The 23695-nt window shown below is 74.0% G+C and carries 20 protein-coding genes; 13 read left to right on the forward strand and 7 right to left on the reverse strand.

What is annotated here, in order from left to right; all coding sequences use genetic code 11:
* Positions 1–211 precede the first annotated feature (211 nt).
* The gene (locus ACZ63F_RS02715; RefSeq protein ID WP_469709354.1) at positions 212–730 is read left to right on the forward strand and encodes an adenine nucleotide alpha hydrolase family protein; all 519 of its coding nucleotides are present in this window, start codon (positions 212–214) and stop codon (positions 728–730) included.
* A gap of 55 nt (positions 731–785) precedes the next feature.
* Here the strand turns inward: ACZ63F_RS02715 and ACZ63F_RS02720 are convergent, their stop codons facing one another.
* The gene (locus tag ACZ63F_RS02720) at positions 786–3191 is read right to left on the reverse strand and encodes a glycoside hydrolase family 65 protein (protein WP_469708016.1); all 2406 of its coding nucleotides are present in this window, start codon (positions 3189–3191) and stop codon (positions 786–788) included.
* Between the two features lie 85 nt (positions 3192–3276).
* Positions 3277–4152, reverse strand: a complete 876-nt coding sequence (locus tag ACZ63F_RS02725) for a universal stress protein (protein ID WP_469708018.1) — start codon at positions 4150–4152, stop codon at positions 3277–3279.
* A 696-nt stretch (positions 4153–4848) separates the two neighbouring features.
* Here ACZ63F_RS02725 and ACZ63F_RS02730 point away from each other — a divergent pair.
* The gene (locus tag ACZ63F_RS02730) at positions 4849–7254 is read left to right on the forward strand and encodes a SpoIIE family protein phosphatase (protein WP_469708020.1); all 2406 of its coding nucleotides are present in this window, start codon (positions 4849–4851) and stop codon (positions 7252–7254) included.
* A 149-nt stretch (positions 7255–7403) separates the two neighbouring features.
* Here ACZ63F_RS02730 and ACZ63F_RS02735 read toward each other — a convergent pair whose 3' ends face one another.
* Together ACZ63F_RS02735 and ACZ63F_RS02740 are read right to left on the reverse strand one after the other, a co-directional pair.
* Positions 7404–8060 (reverse strand): CBS domain-containing protein, encoded by a 657-nt coding sequence (locus ACZ63F_RS02735; RefSeq protein ID WP_469708022.1) that lies wholly within the window; start codon positions 8058–8060, stop codon positions 7404–7406.
* A gap of 302 nt (positions 8061–8362) precedes the next feature.
* Positions 8363–10057, reverse strand: coding sequence for a sensor histidine kinase (locus tag ACZ63F_RS02740; RefSeq protein ID WP_469708025.1), 1695 nt, complete (start codon positions 10055–10057; stop codon positions 8363–8365).
* A gap of 530 nt (positions 10058–10587) precedes the next feature.
* Between ACZ63F_RS02740 and ACZ63F_RS02745 the strand changes: the two genes are divergently transcribed.
* Positions 10588–11742 (forward strand): site-2 protease family protein, encoded by a 1155-nt coding sequence (locus ACZ63F_RS02745; RefSeq protein WP_469708027.1) that lies wholly within the window; start codon positions 10588–10590, stop codon positions 11740–11742.
* Between the two features lie 57 nt (positions 11743–11799).
* Here ACZ63F_RS02745 and ACZ63F_RS02750 read toward each other — a convergent pair whose 3' ends face one another.
* A complete protein-coding gene (locus ACZ63F_RS02750) occupies positions 11800–12708 on the reverse strand; it encodes a universal stress protein (RefSeq protein WP_469708029.1) in 909 nt (302 codons plus the stop codon).
* 88 nt (positions 12709–12796) lie between these two features.
* On the reverse strand, positions 12797–13639 hold the full coding sequence (locus tag ACZ63F_RS02755; RefSeq protein ID WP_469708031.1) for a CBS domain-containing protein: 843 nt from the start codon (positions 13637–13639) through the stop codon (positions 12797–12799).
* Positions 13640–13807: 168 nt separating this feature from the next.
* Here ACZ63F_RS02755 and ACZ63F_RS02760 point away from each other — a divergent pair, with 168 nt between their 5' ends.
* The 9 genes from ACZ63F_RS02760 to ACZ63F_RS02800 all read left to right on the forward strand — a co-directional run bounded on the left by ACZ63F_RS02760 (position 13808) and on the right by ACZ63F_RS02800 (position 21633).
* Complete coding sequence (locus ACZ63F_RS02760) at positions 13808–14242, forward strand: hypothetical protein (RefSeq protein WP_469708033.1); 435 nt, start codon at positions 13808–13810, stop codon at positions 14240–14242.
* Entirely contained in the window at positions 14239–15171 is a 933-nt protein-coding gene (locus ACZ63F_RS02765) for a hypothetical protein (protein WP_469708035.1), read from the forward strand. Before ACZ63F_RS02760 ends, ACZ63F_RS02765 begins: the two co-directional genes overlap by 4 nt.
* Positions 15158–16582 (forward strand): V-type ATPase 116kDa subunit family protein, encoded by a 1425-nt coding sequence (locus ACZ63F_RS02770; protein ID WP_469708037.1) that lies wholly within the window; start codon positions 15158–15160, stop codon positions 16580–16582. The genes ACZ63F_RS02765 and ACZ63F_RS02770 overlap by 14 nt, the downstream gene beginning before the upstream one ends.
* 4 nt (positions 16583–16586) lie before the next feature.
* Positions 16587–17003 (forward strand): ATP synthase subunit C, encoded by a 417-nt coding sequence (locus ACZ63F_RS02775; protein WP_469708039.1) that lies wholly within the window; start codon positions 16587–16589, stop codon positions 17001–17003.
* Between the two features lie 2 nt (positions 17004–17005).
* Positions 17006–17233 (forward strand): V-type ATP synthase subunit F, encoded by a 228-nt coding sequence (locus ACZ63F_RS02780; protein ID WP_469708041.1) that lies wholly within the window; start codon positions 17006–17008, stop codon positions 17231–17233.
* Positions 17230–17739: a hypothetical protein gene (locus ACZ63F_RS02785; RefSeq protein ID WP_469708044.1), complete on the forward strand. Its 510-nt coding sequence runs from the start codon at positions 17230–17232 to the stop codon at positions 17737–17739. The genes ACZ63F_RS02780 and ACZ63F_RS02785 overlap by 4 nt, the downstream gene beginning before the upstream one ends.
* Entirely contained in the window at positions 17736–19457 is a 1722-nt protein-coding gene (locus tag ACZ63F_RS02790) for a V-type ATP synthase subunit A (protein ID WP_469708046.1), read from the forward strand. The genes ACZ63F_RS02785 and ACZ63F_RS02790 overlap by 4 nt, the downstream gene beginning before the upstream one ends.
* Before the next feature lie 161 nt (positions 19458–19618).
* A complete protein-coding gene (locus ACZ63F_RS02795) occupies positions 19619–21016 on the forward strand; it encodes a V-type ATP synthase subunit B (RefSeq protein ID WP_469708048.1) in 1398 nt (465 codons plus the stop codon).
* Complete coding sequence (locus tag ACZ63F_RS02800; protein WP_469708050.1) at positions 21013–21633, forward strand: V-type ATP synthase subunit D; 621 nt, start codon at positions 21013–21015, stop codon at positions 21631–21633. The genes ACZ63F_RS02795 and ACZ63F_RS02800 overlap by 4 nt, the downstream gene beginning before the upstream one ends.
* Positions 21634–21779: 146 nt before the next feature.
* On the opposite strand, the gene ACZ63F_RS02805 is transcribed toward ACZ63F_RS02800, so the two are convergent.
* Positions 21780–22220: a universal stress protein gene (locus ACZ63F_RS02805; RefSeq protein ID WP_469708052.1), complete on the reverse strand. Its 441-nt coding sequence runs from the start codon at positions 22218–22220 to the stop codon at positions 21780–21782.
* Positions 22221–22947: 727 nt separating this feature from the next.
* Between ACZ63F_RS02805 and ACZ63F_RS02810 the strand changes: the two genes are divergently transcribed.
* Entirely contained in the window at positions 22948–23622 is a 675-nt protein-coding gene (locus ACZ63F_RS02810; RefSeq protein ID WP_469708053.1) for a CBS domain-containing protein, read from the forward strand.
* The last annotated feature ends 73 nt before the right edge of the window (positions 23623–23695 follow it).

Below are 23695 nucleotides of genomic sequence, written 5' to 3' on the forward strand. Positions count from 1 at the left end.
AGGGGGAGAGCATAACTGGAGAAACGGCACGGTAGCCTGCTCACTGGGGAAGAAGAACGTGGGAGGAGGGTTTGCCCCCCGGCACCTACCCCCCGGGGGACCACACCTTCGGCGGCCCGGAGTCAGCGGTTCACGGTCACCGGCCGGCCGTCCCACTCGGCAAGACCGCCTGCGGCCTCGACCAGGCCAGACCACCTGCTGGAACTCCTGGATGCGCTGGACCCTCATCAGCTTGCTCGCCGCCGCCGTCCTCACCGTCACCCGCCCGCGCACCACCACCCAGGCCACCCGCGGCAGACTCGCCCCGGTCTGCGCCCACGGCCTGCTCACCCTCCTGCGGGCCACCGTGCTGACCCCCCCGCCGCGACCGCTCGGCATGGTGGTGCAGAGCGCCCTGCACGACGTCGTGGCCGGGCCGCGGCCGGTCTGTAGTCACCGGCGCTGGTCACTCGCTCCACGCCGTACCACGTTCCGAACCCGTGGGATCACCACCGTGCCCCTCGGCGGGCGGCCTGGAAGAGGGTCGAACGGGCAAGGCCGGAGCCCTGCCGGCCCCTGTCCGGTGGCGGGCCGGCCGCAGACCGTGCTGGTGCACGCGTCCGCCGAGGCGGGCCTGCTCGTCGTCGGGCGCCGTATCACCGAACGCCTGGCCGGACCGCACACCGGCCCCGTCACCCACGCCGCCATCCACCATGTCGGCTGCCCCGTGGCCGTCGTGGCGCACGCCTGAGGGGGGTCTCCGCGGGTACGCCGACGCGGCGGGCCCGGGCACCGTGTCGTCCCGGTCACTTCTCCCGCAGCGTGAGCGTGCACGTCTCCCCGGGGGCGATGGTCACGGCCCGGTCCGCCAGGACCACGCGGATCGGTGACCTCTCCGAGTCGGGCACGGCGATCTCCAGCCGCCCGTTGCGGCGTCGTACGCCGACACCCCAGTGACCGCGGTAGCGCACCGTGAACCCGTACTCGGAGAGCGGGGGAAGCGGGACCGGGTCCAGCCACAGGGAGTCCTCGCGGGTCTCCAGCCCCGTCAGGCCCCGCTGGACCAGGTCGAGGGTCCCTGCCATGGCCCCGAGATGGATGCCCTCACCGGTGGTACCGCCCTGGATGTCGGCGATGTCGGCCTCCAGGGCCTCGTGGACGTACTGCCACGCGTCGGCCCGCCTGGCCCTGGCGAGCACCAGGCCGTGGACGAGCTCGCTGAGGGTGGAGCCATGGCTGGTGCGCCGCAGGTAGTAGTCCACGGTACGGCGCCAGATGCCGTCGTCCAGCTCGTACCCGAGACGCCGGAACAGCGCCCTCAGTTCGGTGGGCGAGAACAGGTAGCCGAGCATGAGGACGTCGGCCTGCTTGGAGGCCTTGTAGCGGTTGACCGTGTCGCCCTCGGCCTCCAGGATCCGGTCCAGTCGCCGTATGGTGCCGTACCGCGCGCGGTAGCCGTCCCAGTCCAGCTCGGCGAGAGCGTCGTACCCCTCGAACTGGCTGATGAGGCCCTGGTGGAACGGCACCCGCAGCCGACGGGAGACCTCCTCCCACCTCGGCGGCTCGTCGGGGCCGAGCCCGATCTGCTCGAAGAGTTCGTCGCGGCGCCAGGCCGGCAGGCGCTCCAGGAGTTCCAGGGCGCGGGTGAGCACCCAGGCCGCGGTGACGTTCGTGTACGCGTTGTCGTCCAGTCCCGGCCGCGCGGCGTCCGGGTAGCCGTCGTGGTACTCGTCGGGTCCGACGACGTTGCGGATCCGGTACCGGTCGGTGCCGGGATCGAGGACGGCGAGGTCCGCCCAGAAACGGGCGATCTGCAGCAGCATCTCCGCGCCCCTGGTGTACAGGTACGGGGTGTCGCCGGTGGCCTCGCAGTACTGCCAGACGTTGTAGGCGATCGCCGAACCGACGTGGTGCTGGAGCCGGGAGTGGTCCGGCAGCCAGCGGCCGGAACCAGGATTGAGATGCCACTCCTGGGTCTCCTCACGGCCGTCGCTGCCGCTCTGCCACGGATACATCGCCCCGGTCCGGCCGGCCTCGGCGGCGGCCCTGCAGGCTCGGGGCAGGCGCCGGTAGCGGTAGTCCAGCAACGCCCGGGAGACCTCCGGGAAGTGCAGATCGAGATACGGCAACACGAAGAGCTCGTCCCAGAAGACATGACCGCGATACGCCTCCCCGTGCAACCCCCGCGCGGGCACGCCCACGTCCAGATCCGCGGTGTGCGGTGACAGCGTCTGCAGCACGTGGAAGAGATGGAGCCGCAGGATCCGGCCCGCCTCGCCCGGCACCTGGATGTCCGCGCGCCGCCACAACCGCTCCCACGCGGCGGCATGGGAGTCCAGCAGGGCGGAGAAGTCCGCCGCTGCGGACACCCGGTCGAGCGCCGCGCCCAGCGGATCGCTGATCGCGGTGTCCCGTGAGGTGTGCAGCGCGACGGTCTTGTCCACGGTGACGGGTCGGCCGGGCGCGATCGGGATCACCAGGCGGTGCACGGCGCGATGGCGGGTCTGGCGGAACGCCGATGACACGGGGGGCCGTTCGGCGCTGACCGTCGTCCGGGCCGCCAGGGCGACCACGACGCCCGACGCGGTGGTCCGGCAGCTCAGCCAGACGGTGCGGGGGTCACGAGTTCCGGTCCGGACTCCGGTCAGGTGACCGCGCTCGAGGGCGCGGTAGCGGTGCACGTTGCCGTTGATCACCTTGCTGTCGAGGCAGCTTTCCACTTCGATCTCTCCCGACCAGTCCTCCGCTGTGAAGACCGTCCGCAGCGCGGCCAGGTGAGGGTCCTCCATGTGCACGAGCCGGGTCTGCTCCACACCGAGCACGCCTGTCCCGTCGCTGCGGTGGTGGAAGGACCGGGTGAGCGTCGCGCGCCGCAGATCCAGGGTGTGCCTGTGCTCCAGGAGCGTGTGCGGGTGGGGGGAGAACCACGGGCCCCAGGCGCCGTCCCCGGCACGGCGTCGGCGGAACCGGAGAAGCAGCCAGTTGGGCAGGTTGACCAGGTCCTCGTTCACCACCTGCCGGCCCGCCACGGTCGACTCCAGCCGGTTGTAGCACCCGGCCGCATAGGTTCCCGGGTAGTGGACCAGGCCTGCCCTGCACTCGGGCACCGCGCCCCGCGTGGCGAAGTAGCCGTTGCCCAGCGTGCAGAGAGATTCACGCAACCGCTCGGCGGCGGGGTCGTAACCCGTCCACTCCCATGTCCACTCCGACATCCGCCACCTTTCCCTCCCCCCGGAGGCTCCCCGGAGGCATTCTCCTGCCGGGCCGGTACAGGCCTCCAGGGCCATGTGGCGAGTGTCAGACCGGCTGCGGGACGACGGCGACCGGGCACTCGGAGTGGTGGAGCAGGACGTGCGCGACCCTGCCGAGCTGCAGGCCGAAGTGACCCTGCCGGCGCCGGGCGCCGACCACGACGAGGTCGGCCTCGGCGGTCGTGTCCAGCAGGACGCGATGCGCGGGGCCTTCGACCGCGCGTCGACGGATGTCCACCCGGGGGTGCTCCCGCTCGGCCTCGCACAGCGCGTCGTCGAGGGCGGCGGAGGCCTGCTGCTCGCGCAGCCGGGCGTCGTCGCCGGCGGTCGGCATGTGGTCCACGGGCTCGACGGTCGGGGTGCGCCATGCCCGTACGGCGGTCAGACCGCAGCCGCGAGCCTCGGCCTCACGCACGGCGAACCGAACGGCATCGGTGCTGCCCTCGGAATCCCCTACCCCCACCACGACCCGGCCGCCGGCTCCCTGGCGGGCGTGTTCCGTGCCACGGACCACGACGACCGGGCACGCGGCACGAGCCGCGACCGCCAGGCTCACCGAGCCCAGCAGCATCCCGGCGGTCCGTCCGAGCCCTCGGACGCCCGTGACCAGGGCGAAGGCGTCGGAGCCTGCTGCCAGCAGCGCGGACACGGGGTCGTCGGGCAACACCTCGGCCGACACCTTGACCTCGGGATCGCGCTGCCCGGCGCGTTCGGCACTGGAGGCGACGATGTGCTGTGCCAGGACCTCCTCTGCCGGACGGCCGGCGCCGAACGAGGGGCGGACCTCCTCGTAGCGTTCCCACCGGGAGGCATGGATCAGGCGCAGCGGCAGCCCCTGGCGTGCTGCTTCGTCCACCGCCCAGTCGACCGCCAGCAGACTGGAGTCCGACCCGTCGACACCCACGACCAGGGGGAGTTCCATCGTCGTCACCGCCTTCGCCGTCCGGTTGCGGAGAGGGCCCGGTGATTGCGGACAGGCCCCTGTGAACACCGTCGCACCGTCTGCGGACCGCCGCGACACGCCGGCCGGCTCCCGGCTGCGGCGGCGCCTGCGCGAAGAGCCGGAGACTCACCTTCCACTGCGCCGTGTGCGGCATGGCGTCCTCCTCACCACGGAACAACCGGCGGCGGGTCGCCGTCCGGTTCCCCCTCCGCGTCCCACCGTCGAACGGCGGCGGCCCCGGCCTCCACGGCCGGACGTTCCTGCGCAACCGGCGTCCGGCCCCGGTGTTCGGCCCGCGGCAGTTCCGCGAGGCGCTGTGCCGTAGGGTCGCCGGGGACCCGGCGGCTGTCGCACCAGGTGCCCCCGCAGGGTGGAGCCCTTCCGGGAAGTCCCGCAGACTCGTCGCGGCCTCCTGCTGGTCGGCAGAACCTGCTCACCGCTGTCTGACGGGGTCCGGCCTTCTCCGGCTGCTCCGTGGCCGGCAACAGGCCGATCTGACGGGGTTCGTCGAACTCGGCCCGGTGCAAGGCCACACGACAGGCACAGCGCCGACCTGCGAGCGTGCGCGGGGAACGGTAGAAGTGGAGGAGGACAGGCGTCGGCAGGGGCCGCCGGCAGGCGCGGCGTCGGTCCCCACGGCTCCGGTTTCCGTGTGCCGGATGGGCGATGATCGAAATGCGCGATGACACCGCGGGTAAGGGCTCCGGAGCGTTCCCGGATCCGGCGGCCTCGGCCGTGGTCGATGCACGGGGGATCATCACGGGGTGGAGCCCAGGCGCCGAGCGACTGCTGGGCTACTCCTGCCAGGACGTCGTCGGACGTCCGGCAACCCGTCTCCTCGATGCGGACGCGCACCTGGACGGGGGATTCACCGAGGCACTCGACCGGCGAAGCGGCGCCGTCCCGCTCCGGCACCGGGACGGCCGGCGCCTGGAGGCGTGGCTGCGCACGTATCCGTCGCTGGACGCTGAAGGCCGTGCACAACGGCTCGTCGTCGCCACCGAGCCGGGCGAAGCGGAACAGGACACTACGACGACGGAGGAAGCCTTCGCCCAGGGCCATGTGCCCGTCATGGTGTACGACTGCGAACTGCGGGCCCTGCGGGCAAGCGCCGGCGCCGTTCGCGAACTGGCTCTGACCGAAGAGGAAATGCGCGGTCGGCGGGTCACCGAGATCATGCCGCCCCACATCTGCCACTCGGTGGAGAACGGTATGCGCCATGTGTTCGAAACCGGGAAACCCGAGCAGTTCCACGTGCGGGGCAGGGCCCGGCCCGAGGCGCGCGACAGAGTCTGGTCCATCACCGTGTCTCCGCTCAAGACTCCGGCGGGGCAGGTGCGGCGTGTGCAACTCACCGCGCTCGACGTCACCGAACAGCACCTGGCCCGGGAGCGACTCGCACTGCTGAACGACATCAGCACCCAGGTGGGAAGCACTCTCGACGTGATGCAGACGGCCCAGGAGATGGCCGATGTCGCTGTGGGCCGGCTCGCCGACTTCGTCACCATCGACCTTCTCGACTCGCTGTTCCGCGGGGTCGAACCGAGTCCGTCCGCCACCGGCACCGTCGCCCTGCGCCGCGCCGGGCAGCAGTCCGTGCTCCCCGGCGTGCCCGAAGCGGTGATCCGGCCGGGAGACGTGGACTACTACCCGGAGTCCACGCCGCCCGTCCGCTGTATGGCCACCGGCCGTCCCTCGCGCCACCGGGGTCTGGACCGGGCGATCAGGGACTGGGGGGAGGCGGACCCCGAGCGGTCGCGGGTGGTCCGGACGTTCGGAGTCCACTCGATCATGGTCGTCCCGCTGCGTGCCCGTGGCATCACCCTGGGCGTAGCCGTTTTCACCCGCCACCAGCGCCAGGAGCCGTTCCAGGACGACGATCTGCTCCTGGCCCAGGAAATCGCCGCACGGGCCGCTGTCGCGGTGGACAACGCCCGCCGCTACACCCTCGAACGCGGCACCGCACTGGCCCTGCAGCGCAGCCTGCTCCCCCGGCGGTTCGCCGGCCAGAACGCGGTCGAGGCGGCTCATCGCTACCGCCCGGCCCGTACCAGGGCGGGGCTGGGAGGCGACTGGTTCGATGTGATCCCCCTGTCGGGTGCGCGGGTCGCGCTGGTGGTGGGGGACGTGGTGGGCCACGGACTGGGCGCCTCCGCCACCATGGGCCGGCTGCGGACCGCGGTGCGCACGCTGGCCGACGTCGATCTCCCCACCGACGAGCTGCTCGTCCACCTCGACGATCTCGTCGGCCACCTGGCGACCGAGGAGGACCCCGCCCCGGACCCCGAGGCCGAGTCCGGTCTCGAGGTCCCCACCGGGCTCATCGCCACGTGCCTCTACGTGGTCTACGACCCGGTCGCACACCGCTGCACGGCCGCCACCGCAGGCCACCCGCCTCCGGCCGTCGTCACGCCCGACGGTAGGGCGTACTTCGTCGACGTACCCCCTGGACCCCCGCTGGGCGTAGGCGGGCTGCCGTTCGAAACGGTCGAGTGGGAACTGCCTGAAGGAAGCCTCCTCGCGCTCTACACCGACGGCCTCGTCGAAGGACCCGACCACGACCTCGACCAGGGCCTCGCGCGGCTGCTCCGGTGCATGGACGAGTCCGGGCACTCGCCGGAAACCGTCTGCGACGACCTGATCCGGGCCTTGCTCCCCCCACAGCCGCAAGACGACGTCGCTCTCCTCGTCGCCCGCACCCGAATCCTCGACGCCGGTCAGGTGGCCATCTGGGACCTGCCCTCCGACCCTGCCGCGGTGGCCGGAGCCCGCGCGGAGGTCGAGGCTCGACTGGCGGCCTGGCGAATGTCCGAGGCGGCCTTCACCGCGGAGCTGGTCATCAGCGAACTCGTGACCAACGCGATCCGCTACGGGCAGCCCCCCATCCAATTGCGCCTCATTCGCGACGGTGCCCTCATCTGCGAGGTCTCCGACAGCAACAGCACCGCCCCGCACCTGCGGCGTGCCCGCACCTATGACGAGGGCGGCCGCGGCCTGCTGCTCGTCGCCCAGTTCGCCGATCGATGGGGGACACGTCACCATGCCCAGGGGAAGACGATCTGGGCCGAGATCGGGTGCTGAGAAGGGTGGTCCACAGAGGCAGGGGGCCGTTCAACCCACCTGGCCCGCCGGCATGTTGTCGCTGCTGAACGATCAACAACGCCGCGTCGGTGTCACGCAGCCGTGCGCACCGAGGCGAACGAGGTGTCCCATCGACCCGGCGACGACACCTACACCTTGCTGTCCTCGCCCTGCGCGAGGTGGAACTCCACGTCCACCACTCCTTCGACGGCCCGCACCAGGCGGGCGGCCACGGGCACCAGGGAGGTGTCGCGGGCCCGTCCTGCCAGCGTGACGACCCCGTCGTGCACGTCCACGTGGATGGTGGAACCCGGGGGCGGGAAGACGTACGTCACGATGTCGCGTCGGACCTCCTCGGCGATGTCCTGGTCCCCGCGCAGGAAGACCTTGAGCAGGTCGGCGCGGCTGATCACGCCCGCGAGCAGACCGGCCTCGTCGACCACGGGCAGTCGCTTGACCTTCGCGCCGGCCATGATGCGCGCGGCCTCGGCCAGGGTGGCGTTCGGACGGACAGTGATCGCCGGCGAGGACATCAGGTCCCCCGCGGTCAGCGCGCCGGCCTTCACCATGCCGTCGGGGCCCAGCAGCGCGTAGCCCTTCGCGGGGCTGTCCCGGAGCTCCTCCGTGGGCAACAGGTCGGCCTCGGAGACCACCCCGATCACCCGGCCCTTGCCCTCGAGTACGGGCACGGCGCTGACCTGCCACTCCTGCATCATCCCCACCACGTCCTTGAACGAGGCCCACCGGCCGACGGCGGCGACCGGGTGGCTCATGGCATCGCCTACGAGGTGGGGAGTGCCGTACATGATGACTCCGCATGGTCGTCCGTGAGGGGCACTGATCCAGCGTGTGCCCGTAGGGATGTGCGGGACAGGGGCCCCTCGGCCCCCCGCAGGGCCGTTCGGCCCCGGTGGGCGGTACCTGTCGACGGAGTCGCCGGGACACGTCCCGACGCAACCGCCGGACGCGTCGAGAGAACCTGCGTCCTCCAGGGGCCCGGCTGACGCGGTGGGAACCTGCGCACTGCGGCTTCCGGCCGGTCGGCTCCGTGGCCGAGCGCTTCCGGCCTGCCGCCCCTGTCGGCCCCGCGGGCGGCCGGGGCCGGCGGCTACGCCGTCCGCAGTGGGACGTGCCACTCCAGTGTGGAGCCGCCGCCGGCGGGACGTACGATCTCCAGCCGCCCACCGAGCTGCTCCGCCCGCTCGGCCATGTTCCGCAGCCCGCTGCGGCGGCCACCGGGAGGGATTCCCACCCCGTTGTCGGAAACCGTCAGACGCAGCTCGCGGCCGTCGCTCGCCAGCGCGACCCCGGCCCGGCTGGCGCGAGCGTGCCGGGCGATGTTGGTCAGTGCCTCGGAGAGGACGGCCACGACATGGTCGCCGATCTCGCGAGGCACGTCGGTGTCGAGCGGCCCCTCCATACGCAGGCTGGGTGCGAAGCCCAGGACGGGCACCGCCCGGTCGACCGTCTGGACGGCTCTCGTCCGCAGCCCGCTGCCCACGGTGTCCGTGCGCGTCCGGATGCCGAAGACCGACGACCTGATGATCTTGATGGTCTCGTCCAGGTCGTCGACGGCCCGCAGCACCCGCTCGGACGCCTGCGGGTGCTCGATGAGGCGCCCGGCGCCCTGCAGGGCCATCCCGGCGGCGAACAGACGCTGGATGGCCACATCGTGGAGATCCCGGGCGATCCGATCGCGGTCCCGGAGTACGGTGATCCGCGCGGCGTCCTGCCGCCGCTCGGCCAGCTCCAGCGCAATCGCGGCCTGCGCGGCGAAGCCCTGCAGCATCTCGGTCTCCCCCGGGGAGTAGACCGGCCGCCCGGCTTCGCGGGCCAGCAATACCACGCCCCGCACGCAGCCCGCGCCAGTACCGACGGGAACCGCCACGGCGGGGCCGAGCCCCTGGAAGCGCGGAGGCTCGGGGGAGATTCGGGCATCGTGGACGACATCGTCGCTGGCGACCGGCGCGGCGGCGGAGAACGCCAGCCCCATGAGGGATTCGCGCAGGGGCAGCACCAGACCCCGGTGGGCCTCCGCGTCCAGACCCACGGCGATCTCGACGCCCAGTGACGCACTGGCCTCCAGGGGCAGTGCGACCGCCGCCAGGGCGGAACCGGAGATCTCCTGGGCGCGTTCCGCGATCAAGTGCAGAGCCTCGGCACGGCCGCTGCCGGACATCAGACTGTGGGTGATCTCCGCGTTCGCCCGGAGCCACCGCTCCCGCAGCCGGGAGTCCTCGTAGAGGCCGGCGTTGTCGATCGCGACGCCGGCCGCCACGGCCAGCGTGCACAGCAGCGACTCGTCCTCCTTGTCGAACTGCAGCCCGCCACGCTTCTCGGTCAGGTAGAGGTTGCCGAAGACGCGGTCACGGACACGGATCGGTACCCCGAGGAAGCTGTTCATCGCCGGGTGACGGGCCGGGAAGCCGTACGAGGCGGGGTGCTGGGAGAGCTTCTCCAGACGCAGCGGCTCCGGGTGGCGGATCAGCTCCCCGAGGATGCCGTGTCCTTCGGGCAGCGAGCCGATCTCCGCGACCTGCTCCTCGGTGACACCGACGGTGTGGAACGCCGACAGGGTCCTGCCGTCCGGTCCTATGACGCCGAGCGCCGCGTATTCGGCGTCCACCAGGGCCGCGGCCGCCTCGACGACGCGGCGCAGGGCCTCCTGCACATGCAGCTCGCGGCCGACGGAAAGGAGTGCCGTCAGGAGGCTGTGCACGCGGTCCCGGGTGCCCCGGGCAGCGTCGAGCCTGGCCTGCAGCTCATCCAGCAGATCGTCCAGCTTCAGCTGCGGCAGGAGCACGCTTGGTTCGTCGGGAGTTTCCACCGCACTCCTCCCCCCTCGGCGCACACGGGTTCGGCATCGACGGGGGCGTTTTCCACGGTATTCCTCCCCGGCGGGGGACGGCACGCCGAAGCGGCGGTCGGCCGGTCGGCCGGGAGGGGCTCAGGTTCCGGGAGGGCGACGGGCATACCAGGGGTTGCCCGTGCAGCGGTCCGGGGAGCGCAGCGGAGTGGATCGCCGTCGGCGAAGGCCGTGCGTCCTGAGTACGAGGCAGGCACGGCCCGGCTGGACGACCCGGACGGGCCGAGCGTGCTGCGCCGTGCCTGGGGAGGTCGGGCACATGAAATGTCCTGCGGGGTGCGGGGTGCGGGGTGCGGGGTGCGGGGTGCGGGGTGCGGGGCGTCGGGCGTGTCGGGCGTGTCGGGGGCAGGGTGTCCTCGACGAGAGCCGGTCGGCCCCCTCCGGAGACGACCGCCACCGTCGCACGCTGTAGGTGCCGCGGGCGTGGTTCCCCGCCATGCGCAAGCCGGGAAGGTGAGGCGAAGTTCATGGACGAGTCGGTGTCCCTCGGCCGGATCGCCGGTGTCCGCGTCGGTCTGCACTGGAGTGTCGTGGTCATCGTCGCGCTGATCACCGTCGCGCTGGCACGCGGCCGGTTCCCCGCCGCTCATCCCGGTCATTCCCCGGTCGCGTACTGGGGTCTCGCCGTACTGGCCGCCGTCGTGTTCCTCCTGTCGTTGCTCGCGCACGAACTGGCGCACGCCGTGGTCGCCCGGCGCAACGGTGTCGAGGTGGAGGGCATCACGCTGTGGATGCTGGGCGGCGCGGCGCGGCTGCGCGGCGAGGCTCCGTCGCCTGCCGCCGAGCTGCGGATCGCCGGTGTGGGCCCCCTAACCAGCGTGCTGGCCGGGGGTGTGCTCGCCGGGGCCGCCGTGGGACTGGACGCGTTGCACGTGTCCGGGCTGGTGGTCGAGGCCGTCGCCTGGCTGGGCGCGATCAACATCCTGCTGGCCGTCTTCAACACGCTTCCCGCCGCCCCGCTGGACGGCGGCAGGCTGCTGCGGGCGTACCTGTGGCACCGCACCGGTGACCGGCTGCGCGCCACCCGGGGCGCTTCGGCGGCGGGCCGGGCGCTGGGCTGGTTCATGGTGGTGACCGGGTTCGCGGACGTGCTGTTCGTCGGCAGCCTCTCAGGCCTGTGGCCCGCGCTGATCGGCTGGTTCCTCATCGCCGCCGCCACCGCGGAGTCCCGCCAGGCGCAGCTCCGGGGCGTCCTGGAGGGAGTTGCGGTGCGTCGGGTCATGACACCGGCCCCGGTCACCGTCCCCGCCACGGCGAGCCTCTCCGACTTCCTCGCCGAGGGCCCTTTCGGCCCCTACCGTCATGCGGCCTTCCCGGTGCTGGCGGCGGACGGTTCGGTCACCGGCCTGCTCACCGTGCGCCGGGTGGAGGCGGTGCCGCCGCAGGCGCGTGCGCACACGACGGCCCGGGACGTGATGCTTCCCCTCGACGACGTCGTGACCGCCGCTCCGGACGAACCCGTGCTCGACCTGCTGCCTCGGCTGCAGGAGAGCCCCGTGCGCCGTGCCCTGGTGCTCGACCGGGGTCGGCTCGTCGGCATACTCACCGTCGCCGACGTCACCCGCGCCCTGACCTGGCCGACCCCACCCCCGGCGTGCAGCGCGTCCGCTCTTCTCCCGTAGCCGGAGTGCTCGGTTTCTCTCCCGTGGCGGAAGGCTCGGGTGCCCGTGGCCGAAGGCTCAGTCGTGCGCGACCACGGCGACGGGCGCGGCCACATGATGCAGGACGGCGTGCGTGACGTGGCCGATGTGGGCGCCGATCGGGCTGGTGCGGATCCGGCGGCCCACGACGGCCAGGGAAGCGTCGCGGGCCGCGTTGACGAGGACTTGGGCCGCGCTGCCGCAGCGGCTTGCCTCGATCACGTCGACGCCTGGGAACTTCCGCTGCCAGGGACACAGCGCGTCCGTCAAAGTGGTGGCCTGCTGTCGTGCGAGCGAGGCATGAAGCTCCAGGCCGTGGAAGCGGCGGAAGGTGCCGGGCGGCTCGGTCCAGGCGTGCACGACCCTCAGGGCCGCGCCCCTGCGTACGGCGGCGTCGAAGGCGAATTCCAGCAGTGCGGCGTCCGTGTCGCCGGTGTCCACCCCGACGACCACGGGCCTGAAGGGCGCGGCGGAGGAGCCGCGCGCGGTTGTCCTCCGGTGTTCCCCGATGGGCTGTTCCTCCGCCCTGATCAGGGCCACGGGCCGGGCCGTGTGGGCGATGACGTACAGGCTGACCGAGCCGACGAGATACCCGCCGAGGCCGCCGAGGCCGCGTGAGCCAAGCACCAGCAGCTCCGCCGCGTCTGCCGCCTCCGCCAGAGCAGTGGCCGGGTCACCGGTCACCCGGTCGGTGATCACCTCGATGCCGGGGTGGCGCGTGCGCAGCAACTCCGCCGCATCCTGGGCGGGGTCACGGTGGGTCCGGTCGCGCCGGTTCTCCGGGTGGGGCGACAGGCCGGACGACGGTGCCGGCCCCCGGGGCACCGGCTCGCGGACATGGAGGATCTTCAGGGGCAGAGCGCGCAGCCTCGCCTCGCAGGCCGCCCAGTCGGCGGCGGCGCGGCTCTCCGGCGAACCGTCGAAACCCACGGTGACGGTGCGGGGCATGGTGTCCGCCTTCCGGGAGAGGACTGCGACCGCAGACGCGGAACCCGGTGTGCCGTGGCCGCATAACTCGTACAGCGCGGGGTGCGGGTCAGACCGCAGTGAGGAGGTTCTTCACCTCGACCACGTCGGCGATCGCCTCGGTCTCGGCCACCAGCCGGGCCCCGGTCGCCACCGGAAGCCGGCCCGACAGTTCCACGATGCCGTCGTGCACGGTCACCGTGACGGCCGTCCGGTCGCCCGGGGCGCAGACGGCGCGGATCCGGTCCTCGATCTCGGCCTGGATCCCGGCGTCGTCCCTGATCAGGGCCTGCAGCAGCGCGTCGCGGCCCACCGCGCCGACCAGCCGGCCCTCGTGGTCGGTGACCGGGATCCGCTTCAGCCGGGACAGCGCGGCCAGCCAGGCGGCCTCCGCGACGGTGGCACCCGGCAGCACGGTGATCGCCGGACTGGTCATCAGGTCGGCGGCCGTCTCGCCCTGGGCCTTGTCGTGCAGCCGCCGTTCGCGCAGCCTGCCGACCGGCCGGGGACGGCGGCCGGAAGCCTCGACGGCCACCTTCGCCAGCAGGTCCGACTCGGAGACGACGCCCATCACACGGTCCTGCGCGTCGACGACCGGCAGGGCACCGACGTGTTCGCGTGCGAGCAGCCTCGCGATCTCCCGGTACGGCAGGTCGTCGTGGACGGAGGCGGCCGGCACGTCCATCATGTCCCGGACCAACGGCATCCCTGAGCCGGGCGCGGGTTCGGGAGCGGCCTTCGCCGGGGACGGCGACGACTGTTCCGGCCCGGCGTGCTGGGCCGCCGCGGCGGCCACGGCGCCCAGGTAGCGCACCAGCAGATCCTGGCGGGCGTCCTCGCGGGGGCTCCAGGGCCGGGAGGGCAGGGACCGGCGTGCCTCGGCCCCGGTGGAGAAGTTCTCGTGCTGGTTCACGGTGGCCTCCGGAGTCCGTCGGGTTGCCTACCGTTCCAGTCTCGTGGCCCGCCGTCGGCCGTCCAGTGCCGAACGGCCCTGATGGGACGGAGTGACGGCCCTATCCGGTGCGGGCGCGGGCGAGGATGGTGACACTGGAGGGGCAGCCGACCGGCAGGAGGCCGGGAGATGAGTCTGCGGGACTTCCTGGAGCGGTTCCGTCCGACGGGGACACCGGGGGCGGCCGTCACCGGCGTGCCCCCCGACCGGGAGGCGGAACGCGCTGCGGAACTGGCCCCGGCGCTGGCCCGGCTGACGGACGTACAGCGCGAGGCGGACCGGATCCGGGCCGCCGGGGAAGAGGCCGCCGAGACGATCCGGCGGGCGGCCGGGCAAGAGGCCGTGGGCATCGTGGCGGCTGCCCGGGAACAGGCTCCCGAGGCACGACGTCAGGCTGCCGAACCCTTCGTACGGGACGCGCTGCGGGCGGCCGACGCCGTTCGCGCCGCCGGTGACCGGGCCGCCGACGCGGTGCGGGACCGCGGCCGGGCGGGGCTGCCCGCCCTGGTGGCGGACGCGGTGGCGCAGGCGCTGCGGGCGGCCGGGACGGGCGCGGCACCATGAGTGCCGGGTGGGTGGCCGGAGCGGTCCGGGCGCGGGCGATGGCCGAACGGTATCCGGGTGCCGCCGGGGCGCGGGAGATCGCGGTGTGCCCGTCGCTCGACGCGGCGCTGCGGCTGCTGGCCGGGACGCCGTACGTCAGGTACGCACGGGAGGCGGCCGGGCTGCCCGAGGCCCAACGCGCGGTGTCCGCGACGCTGTTGTGGCATCTGCGGGTGCTGGCGGGCTGGCTGCCGCGGGGCGGGGCCCGGCTGCTCGTCCCGCTGGTCTCGGGGTTCGAGGTCGCCAACGTGGTCGCCCGGCTGGCCCCGCCGGACGGCCGCGGCACGGACGCGCCGGGTCCGCCGTACCGGCTCGGGGCGCTGGAGACGGTCTGGCGGCGCCTTGCCGAGGCCGGTACCCCGGCGGAGCTGCGTGCCGTGCTCGCCGCGTCGGCGTGGGGCGATCCGGGCGGCGAGACGCCGTGGGCGCTGGTCACGGGCATGCGGATGGCCGCCGCGCGGCGCACCGCCGTCGCCGTGCCGCAGGCGCGCGGCTGGGCCGTCGCCCGCGCGGCTCTGCTGACGGCACGTGAACTGTTCGTGCACGGCCGCTCCCTGCCTGAGCCGGTACGACGGGACGCGGCCCGGCTCCTCGGAACGCGGGCACCGGCCGCTGCCTCGTACCAGGAGTTCCGCGACGTTCTCCCGGCGCCGGCCCGGCGGCTCCTGGCCGGCGTCGAGGAGCCGGAGGGGCTGTGGCGGGCGGAGGTCCGCTGGTGGCGTTCGGTGCACGACGACGGGGCCGCCCTGTTGCGGGACGGCCGGCACGGGCCCGGCGTGGTCGTCGGCGCGGTCGCGGTGCTCTCCGTCGACGCCTGGCGGGTGCGGGCCGCCCTGGAGTCGGCGGCCCGGGGCGGGCGGCCCAGGGAGGCGTTCGATGCCCTGGCCTGAGGCGATGACACCGGTCCGGATGCGCCGCGTGGCGGTGGTCGTGCCGCAGGTCGCGCTGCGGGACGCGCTGGTGCGGATCGCCGAAGCGGGCTGTGTGGAGCTGGACCGCGTCGAGGAGACGGCCCCGGGTCCCGCGGCGCTGCGGCTGCGGCGGCTTCAGGGGCGCGGCGGCCCGGAGACCGGGGGCCGCGGGGGCCGTACCGCGCTGGCTGTTGCCGCACCCGATCTGGACCGGCTCGAGGACCGGCGGGAGACGGGCCTGCTGGCCGGGGAGGCCGAACTGGAGGAACGCGCGGGCGGCGCCGTGCGGCAGGGGGAGGTGTCGGCGCTCGCCGGGTGGTGCCCGGCGGCCGAGGTGCCCCGGGTGGCCGAGCGGCTCGCGGCGGCGGGCGGCGCGCTGCTGCCGCTGCCCGCTCCGCGCGGCGCCGATCCGCCGACGCTGCTGCGGCCCGCCGGGGAGGTCTCGTTCACGCCTCTGGTGACGACGTACGGCACACCGTCGTACGCGGACCTCGACCCGTCGTGGCCGGCGGGCCTGGCCTATCTCGCGATGTTCGGGATCATGTTCGGCGACGTCGGGCACGGGGCCCTGCTGGTCCTCGGCGCGCTGGTCCTGCGCTCCGGACGGCCCCGCCGGCTCGCCCCGCTGCACCGCCTCTGGCCGTTCCTCGCGGGCGCCGGGCTGGCCGCGATGGCCGCGGGCGCCGCCTACGGCGAGTTCTTCGGGCCGACCGGCCTGCTGCCGGTGCTGTGGCTGGCGCCGCTGGCGAGCCCGGCCCGGTTGCTGGCGGCGGCGGTGGTGTTCGGGGCCGGGCTGCTGGCCCTCGCGCATGCCGCGGGCGCGGTGAACCGGGTACGGGAGGGCGGCTGGGCCACGGGGCTGTACGCGGCGTCCGGTGTCGCCGGGCTGCTGTTCTACCTGGGGCTCGCGTCGGCGGCCGCGGGGCTGGTCCTGCACGTGGCGCCGGCCGCCTCGGCCGGAGCCGCGCTCGCGTCCGCCGGGCTGGCGCTGGTGGCCCTGGGCCTGTTCCGGAACACGGCGGGCGGCGGTGCGGGGCTCGCGGAGACCGGCGTACGTCTCTTCGACGTCGTCGTACGCACCGGCACCAACACCCTCTCCTTCGCCCGGCTCGCCGCCTTCGGACTCACCCACGCCGCGCTGGCCGACCTGGTGTGGCGCGGCACCACCGGCCTGGCGGCCCACGGTCCGGCCTGGTGGGCGGGCGCCGCCCTGCTGTTCGCCGTCGGCACCGCGCTCTCCTTCGGCCTGGAGGCCCTGGTGGCCGGGGTGCAGGCCCTGCGGCTGGAGTTCTACGAGATCTTCTCCCGGCTCTTCGAGACGGAGGGCCACCCCTTCCGTCCCTGGCACGTTCCTCCGGCGGAACCCGCCGACACGCTCCTACGAAGGTGATCACATGCTCGCCTGGCTGATCGTGCTGCCGGTCCTGGTGGCGATGCTCGGTGCCGTACGGCTGCTGCGGCGACGCCGGACCAGACACGCCTTCCGCTGGCTCCTGGCGACCAACCTGGTCCTGCTGGCAGGCGCGTGCGCCGTCCTGGCCACGGCGCTCACGGGACCGGCGCAAGCCTCGGCACAGGCCGCGGCCGGGGGCGCCGGTGCGGGCGGCTCCGCCCTGATCGGGGCGGCCATCGCGGTGGCCGGCGCCTCGATCGGCGCCGCCATCGCGGTCGCCTACACCGGGGCCGCCGCGCTCGCCGCGCTGAGCGAGCGCCCGGAGATGTTCGGCCGGGCCATGGTGATCGTCGGTCTGGCGGAGGGCATCGCCGTGTACGGGCTGGTGGTCGCGATCCTGCTGATCGGAAAGGCGTGACCATGGGGACGGTGGCCGCCATCGGGGCGCGGACGAGCGTGGGCGGGCTGGCCCTGGCCGGGGTCCAGGTGCTGGCCGCGGAGCATCCGGACGAGATCCGGCGCGCCTGGCGGGAACTGCCCGGCACGGTCGCCCTGGTGATCCTGACCGCGGCGGCCGCCGAGACGCTCGGGGCCGAGGCCACCGCGCCGGACCCGGCGCGGCCGCCGACGGTGGTGATGCCCCGATGACGGCATCTGCCGACGAGCTGGACCCGGTGCGCGCCGAACTGCTGCGGGCCGCCCGGGCCGAGGCCGAGGCCGCCGTCGAGCGTGCCCGTGCGGACGCGGCGCAGACCCTGCGTGCCGCACGCGCCGACGCCGAGCGGGTCCTCGCGCAGGCGCGGCAGCTGGGCGCCGGGGACGGACGCGCGGCAGCCGCCCGGGAGCGGGTGCGCGCCGCCGAGGACGCCTGGAGCCGGGAACTGGCCGCCCGCGCCGAGGTCTACGCGGACCTCGGGGCCGAGGTCCGTTCCGGCGTGCGGCGGGCGCTGGCCGAGGGAGCCGTCCCGCCCGGCCGTCTGGCCCGGACCGCTCGGGCGCTGCTGGGCGCGGACGCGCGGATCACGGCCCTGCCGGACGGTGGAGTCACCGCCGATGTGCCCGGACGCCACCTCGACCTCCGCGCGGACACCCTCGCCGACCGCGCGGTGGAACGCCTGGGGGTACGGATCGAGAGCCTCTGGGGCCGGCCATGACCGTCACCTCCTCCCGTGTCCTGCGGGTCGCCGGCCCCTTGGTGGAGATGGCGTGTCCGGACTCCGTGGCCATGCACGACCTGGTGCTGCTGGGAACCGCCCGGCTACCGGGCGAAGTGGTTGCCCTCCAGGGGGACACGGCCACCGTCCAGGCGTACGAGTACACGGGCGCGCTGGCACCGGGCCACCCCGCCGAACCGCAGGGCCACCCGCTGTCGGTGCGGCTGGGCCCCGGGCTGCTCGGCGGTGTCTTCGACGGCCTGCTGCGTCCGCTGTCCGGCGCCGGGGACCTGCTGCTCACCGGCGGACCCGCCCTCGCCTCGGACGGGCGCACCTGGCCGTACACGCCACGGGTGGCCGAGGGCACCCGGGTGGCGTCCGGTGACGTCCTCGGCGAGATCACCGCGGCCGTGCCCCTGCGGCTGCTCGTGCCCCCCGGCCTTTCGGGCGCGGTGAGCGGCGTCGTGGTCCCGGGCGAGTACGACGCCGACACCGTGCTCGCGGTGGTGGACGGGCACGAGGTGCGCATGGCGCGGACCTGGCCGGTGCGCAGGCCCCGCCCGGTGGCGCGGCGGCTGCCCGCCGATGTGCCGCTGCACACCGGGCAGCGCGCCGTCGACCTGCTCTTCCCGGTGGCCAGGGGAAGCACCGTCGCCGTCCCCGGCGGCTTCGGCACCGGCAAGACCATGCTGCTCCAGCAGATCGCCAAGTGGTGCGACGCCGACGTCATCGTGTATGTCGGCTGCGGGGAGCGTGGCAACGAGATGGCCGACGTCATCGAGGACCTGGCGGAGCTGTCCGACCCGCGCACCGGGGGCCGGCTGTCGGAGCGCACGGTGACGATCGCGAACACCTCCAACATGCCGATGATGGCCCGGGAGGCGAGTGTGCACACGGGAGCCGCGGTCGCAGAGTACTTCCGCGACATGGGCCTCGACGTCGTCGTCATCGCCGACTCGACGTCCCGCTGGGCGGAGGCGCTGCGCGAGTTCGCCTCGCGGATGGGTGAACTCCCCGCAGAGGAGGGCTATCCGGCGGGCCTGGCCTCCCAACTGGCCGCGTTCTACGAGCGGGCCGCGGCCGTGCGCACCCTCGGCGGTGCCACCGGATCGGTCACGGTGCTGGGTGCCGTGTCCCCGCCGGGCGGCGACCGCACCGAACCGGTCACCGCCCACACCGAACGGTTCGTACGGTGCCTGTGGAGCCTGGACCGCGACCTCGCCTACGCCCGTCACTACCCGGCCGTCTCCTGGACGGACTCCTTCTCCCGGGACGCCTCCACGCTCGCCGCCGCCCACGTGCGGGCCGGAGACCCCGACTGGGCGAATCGGCGGGGACGGGTGGCGCGGCTGCTCGCCGAGGCGGACCGGCTCGCCGACCTGGTCGAGCTGGTCGGCATCACGGCCCTGCCACCGCGCGAGCGGATCAGCGTGCTCGCCGGACGGCTGCTGCGCGAGGCCGTGATCCAGCAGAGCGCGTTGTCCCCGGCGGACGCCTACAGTGCGCCCGAGAAGACGGCGGCCCTGGTGCAGGCCACGCTGACGGTGGTCGACCGCTGCCTGGAACTGGTGGACTCCGGCACCGCGGCGGACGCCGTGGAGGCGGTCGACTTCACTCCCTTGCTGCGGGCCCGCGAGGACGCCGGCCCGGCGGAGACGGTACCGGTGGCGGCTGCCCGCGACACGGTGCTGGCCAGGCTCGCGGAGGCGGCGACATGAGCGGGCCCGCGCAGCCCATGGAACCGGCGGAGCCCGTGCATCCCGCGGAGCCCGTGCATCCCGCGGAGCCCGTGCATCCCGCGGAGCCCGTGCATCCCGCGGACCCTGTGAATCCTGCGCACCCCGCGGAGCCCATGGAGCCGGCGGACCTCACGAGTCCCGTGGATCCCATAGGCCCCGGGGACATCGAGTACACCGGGGTGCGCGAGCTGCGTGGCCCCCTGGTGGTCCTGGAGGGCGTGCGCGGGGTCGGCTGGGACGAGTCCGCCACGATCACCCTCGACTCGGGTGAACGACGGCACGGTCTGGTGCTGGAGGTGGACCGGGACCTCGCCGTGGTGCAGGTGCTGGAGGACACCGCCGGCATGAAACGCGGCGGCACTCGCGTCGCCTTCTCCGGCTCGCCCCTGCGCGTTCCCGTCGGCCCCGGGTGGCTGGGCCGGGTGTGCAACGGGCGGGGCGAACCGGCCGACGGCGGGCCACCGGTGCTGGGCGCGACCCACGCGGCGGTCGGCGGCGCGCCGATCAATCCGGTGCGCCGGGAGCCGCCGAACGAGCCGGTGCTGACCGGGGTGACCGCCGTGGACGTCCTCACCACGCTGGTACGTGGCCAGAAGCTGCCGGTCTTCTCCGCGGCCGGGCTGCCCCACCTGGAGCTCGCGGTGCAGATCGCGGCCCAGGCGACCTGCGGCGGGGAGGCGTTCGCGGTGGTCTTCGCCGGCATGGGACTCACCCACGCCGACGCCGCGTTCGTCCGCGCCGGACTGGCGGAGCGCTCGGCCGCCCGGGAACTGGTCCTGCTCCTCAACACCGCCGACGACCCGGTCATCGAGCGGCTGCTGACCCCGCGGATCGCCCTGACGGTCGCCGAGCATCTGGCGTTCACCGAGGGCCGGCACGTCCTGGTGGTGATGACGGACATGACGGCCTACTCCGAGGCACTGCGCGAGGTGTCGGCCGCGCGTGGCGAGATCCCCGCCCGCCGGGCCTACCCGGGCTACCTCTACAGCGACCTCGCCTCCCTCTACGAGCGGTGCGGCCGACTGAGGGGACGGCCGGGCTCGGTGACCGTCGTTCCGGTACTCACCATGCCGGCGGGCGACATCACCCACCCCGTCCCCGACCTCACCGGTTACATCACGGAGGGGCAGATCGTGCTCTCCGCCGAGGTGCACGCGGCCGGTGTGTACCCGCCCATCGACCCGCTGGCCTCGCTGTCCCGGCTGATGCGCCACGGTGCCGGGAAGGGGCGGACCCGCCCCGATCACCCGGACGTGGCCGCGCAGCTGCTCGCCGCGCTGGCCCGGGCCCGGCAGGTGCGGGAACTCGCCGACCTGATCGGCCGGCCGGCGCTCAGCCCGGTCGACCTGCGCCACCTGGACCTGGAGGACGCCTTCCGGCAGCGGTTCCTCGCCCAGGCCACGGACGAGAACCGCACCCTGGACGACTCCCTGGACCGGGCCTGGGAGGTCCTGCTGACGCTGCCGCGCAGTCAGCTCGGCATGATCCCGGCCGCGCTGCTGGACACCCACCGGGCCCCGCGGGAGGAGACGCCGTGAGCGGGCACGGAAGCCGGGTGCCGGCCGGGCGGGCCGGACGGCTGCGACTGCGCCGCAGCCTCGGTACCGCGCTGCGCGGAGCGGATCTGCTCGAACGCAAACTCCGGCTGCTGCTTGACCGGGAGCGCCTGGCGCGTCAAGCGGCGGAGGAGGCCGGCGCGGTGTGGCGGCAGCGGCTGGCCGAGGCGGACACCTGGCTGGTGCGCGGAGTGCTGCTCGGCGGCGAGGCGGCGCTGGCCGAGGCGGTACCGTCGGACCACGCCCGGCTTGATGTCGGATGGGCCGCGCTCATGGGGGTACGGCATCCCGCGACCGTGTCCTGGACGGATCCCGTGCGCAGACTTGAGGAGCCGACCCCGCCCAACACCGCGCTCGCGCACGCCGAGGCCGCCTACCGTGCGGCGGTCCGGGCCGCCGCGGAGCATGCCGCCCACCGGGCCGCCGCGGACCTGCTCGCCGCCGAGGCGGTACGCACCCGGCAGCGGGCCCGCGCCCTCCGCCGGCACTGGATCCCCGAGCTGCGCGGGCAACTCGCGGCGGCGGAACTGGCCCTGGAGGAGGCCGAGCACGAAGAGGCGGTACGACGCCGCTGGGCCGCCGCACGCGGCGCGCGGTGACCGGGACCGGTGTCCGGCCCCACGCCGCGGCCCCCCGGCCCGCCAAGGTTTCCTGTGCACCTGCGACGCGGCCCGGCTGCGCGACCCGCCTTGCGCAAGGGCACTGTCCACGACGCCGCCGCGCCACCCGAGGTGCGGCTCTCCGGTCATCCCGTCCCTGACCGCGCGATCACGACCGGGCAGGACGCGTGCTGCGACACGTGCAGGCCGACCGAGCCGAGCAGAGCACGCGCGAACCCGCCCCGGCCCCGGCTGCCGACGACCAGGACCTCGGCGCCCTCGGCGGCCCGCAACAGGACGTCGGCGGGGTCGCCGTGCACCAGATGGGTGCGGACCGAGTCCGCCTCCGCGCCCAGTACCTCGGTGAGCTCCCTGCGCATCCCCTGCCGGGCCTCTTCCTCGTCGACGTCGATGTCCACGGCCGGTGCCGACCAGCCGTACAGGCCGGGCAGCTGCCACACCGCGACCGCGTCGACGGTCCCGTGCACCAGTCCCGCGTACCGCACGGCCCAGCGCAGGGCGTCGTACGAGGACGGCGACCCGTCGACACCGACCACCACCTTCGGTACGGGGACATCCGGTTCCATGTGGCACGGCCCTCCGCTCCGCAATCGTCGTACGCCCCACCGTCCTATGCCGCCGACCCCCTGGGCAGGGGCCGCACGGTCCTCGCGGGTGCCGTTCGGCCCCATCGGAGGGGGCACCTCGGGAGGGATGCTGGAGTGTGTTTCACCGAGCGTCCTGGTCGCGCGGGCAGGCTCAACCAGTCTCAGCCGGGGGGTGTCTGTCACGGCAGGTATTCTCAGCCGGGGGTGTCTGTCACGGCAGGGCGCGGAAGCGACGGTTCCATGAGCGGGCGGAGTGACGATGGGCAAGCGCACTCGTGGTGCCGGGCGGGCAGCGCGTGCGCGCTCCGGTGCCCGGTTGCCGTCGGCGAGCCCGGCCCGGCGCCGGGCCGCAGGGCCGACGGCTGGTTCCGTCCGCCGGCGGGGGAGAGGGCCCGACTGGCTGCTGCTGACCGACGGCACGTGGCGGCATGTCGAGACGATCCGTGTGCGGAGTCTGTTCGGTTGACGCCGACGGGCCTGGTCCTGTGCGCCGGGACCGCCGGCCGGCCGTCCACGAGCCCGGCGTTCCGCCTGGCCGCGCCGGTCTCGCGGGCTTTCGACGACCAGCCGGTCGCGCAGGTGAGTTCGCATGATCGCCGTCCGCTCCGCAGAATGGTGCTGTACCAGACCTGCCACGCGGGGCCCACTGCGGCACGGGCGAGAGCGCCCCGACCGCGCGGTGGGTGGCTCGTATCCGGGAGGCACCATGCACCACCGAACGGTCGAGGAGCTCATGACGCGGCCCGTCGTCCGGGCACAGCGGGACACCTCGTTCAAGGAACTGGTCAGGCTGCTGGCGGAGAACGACGTCACCGCCGTGCCCGTGGTGGACGACATGGGGCGCCCCATGGGGGTGGTCTCCGAGGCCGACCTGCTGCGCAAGAGCGCCGACCAGGCCGATCCGTCGGGCAGGACCCCCGTCCCGCACCTGGAAGCCTGGGAACGGGCGAAGGCCGAGGGGTCCCGGGCCGAGGAGTTGATGTCGGCTCCCGCGGTGTGCGCGCGTCCGGAGTGGAGCGTGGTGGAGGCGGCCCGCCTCATGGAGACCCAGCGCGTCAAGCGGCTGCCCGTGGTGGACGAGGCGGACCGGCTGCTGGGCATCGTCAGCCGTGCTGATCTGCTGCGGATCTTCCTGCGCGGTGACGAGGCCATTCGTGAGGAGATCACCAGGGACCTGCTGCACCGCACGCTGGGGCTCGAACCGGCGGACGTGGCCGTGGAGGTGCATGACGGGCGGGTCGAACTCAGCGGCACCGTGGAGTACCGGAGTCTGGTTCCCGTCGTCGAGCAGCTGTGCAGGGGCGTGGACGGAGTGGTCTCGGTCGCCGGGAACCTGACGTGGCGGAGGGACGACGCCCGGCCCTCTCCCCCCGGGGCCTGAGTCCGCTTCCACCTACCGGGTGCTCCGGCGTCACGGAGCGGAACCGGCCGCGTCCGAGGATCTGTCGACCAGG

It is taken from the genome of Streptomyces sp. NPDC104761, assembly GCF_055583445.1.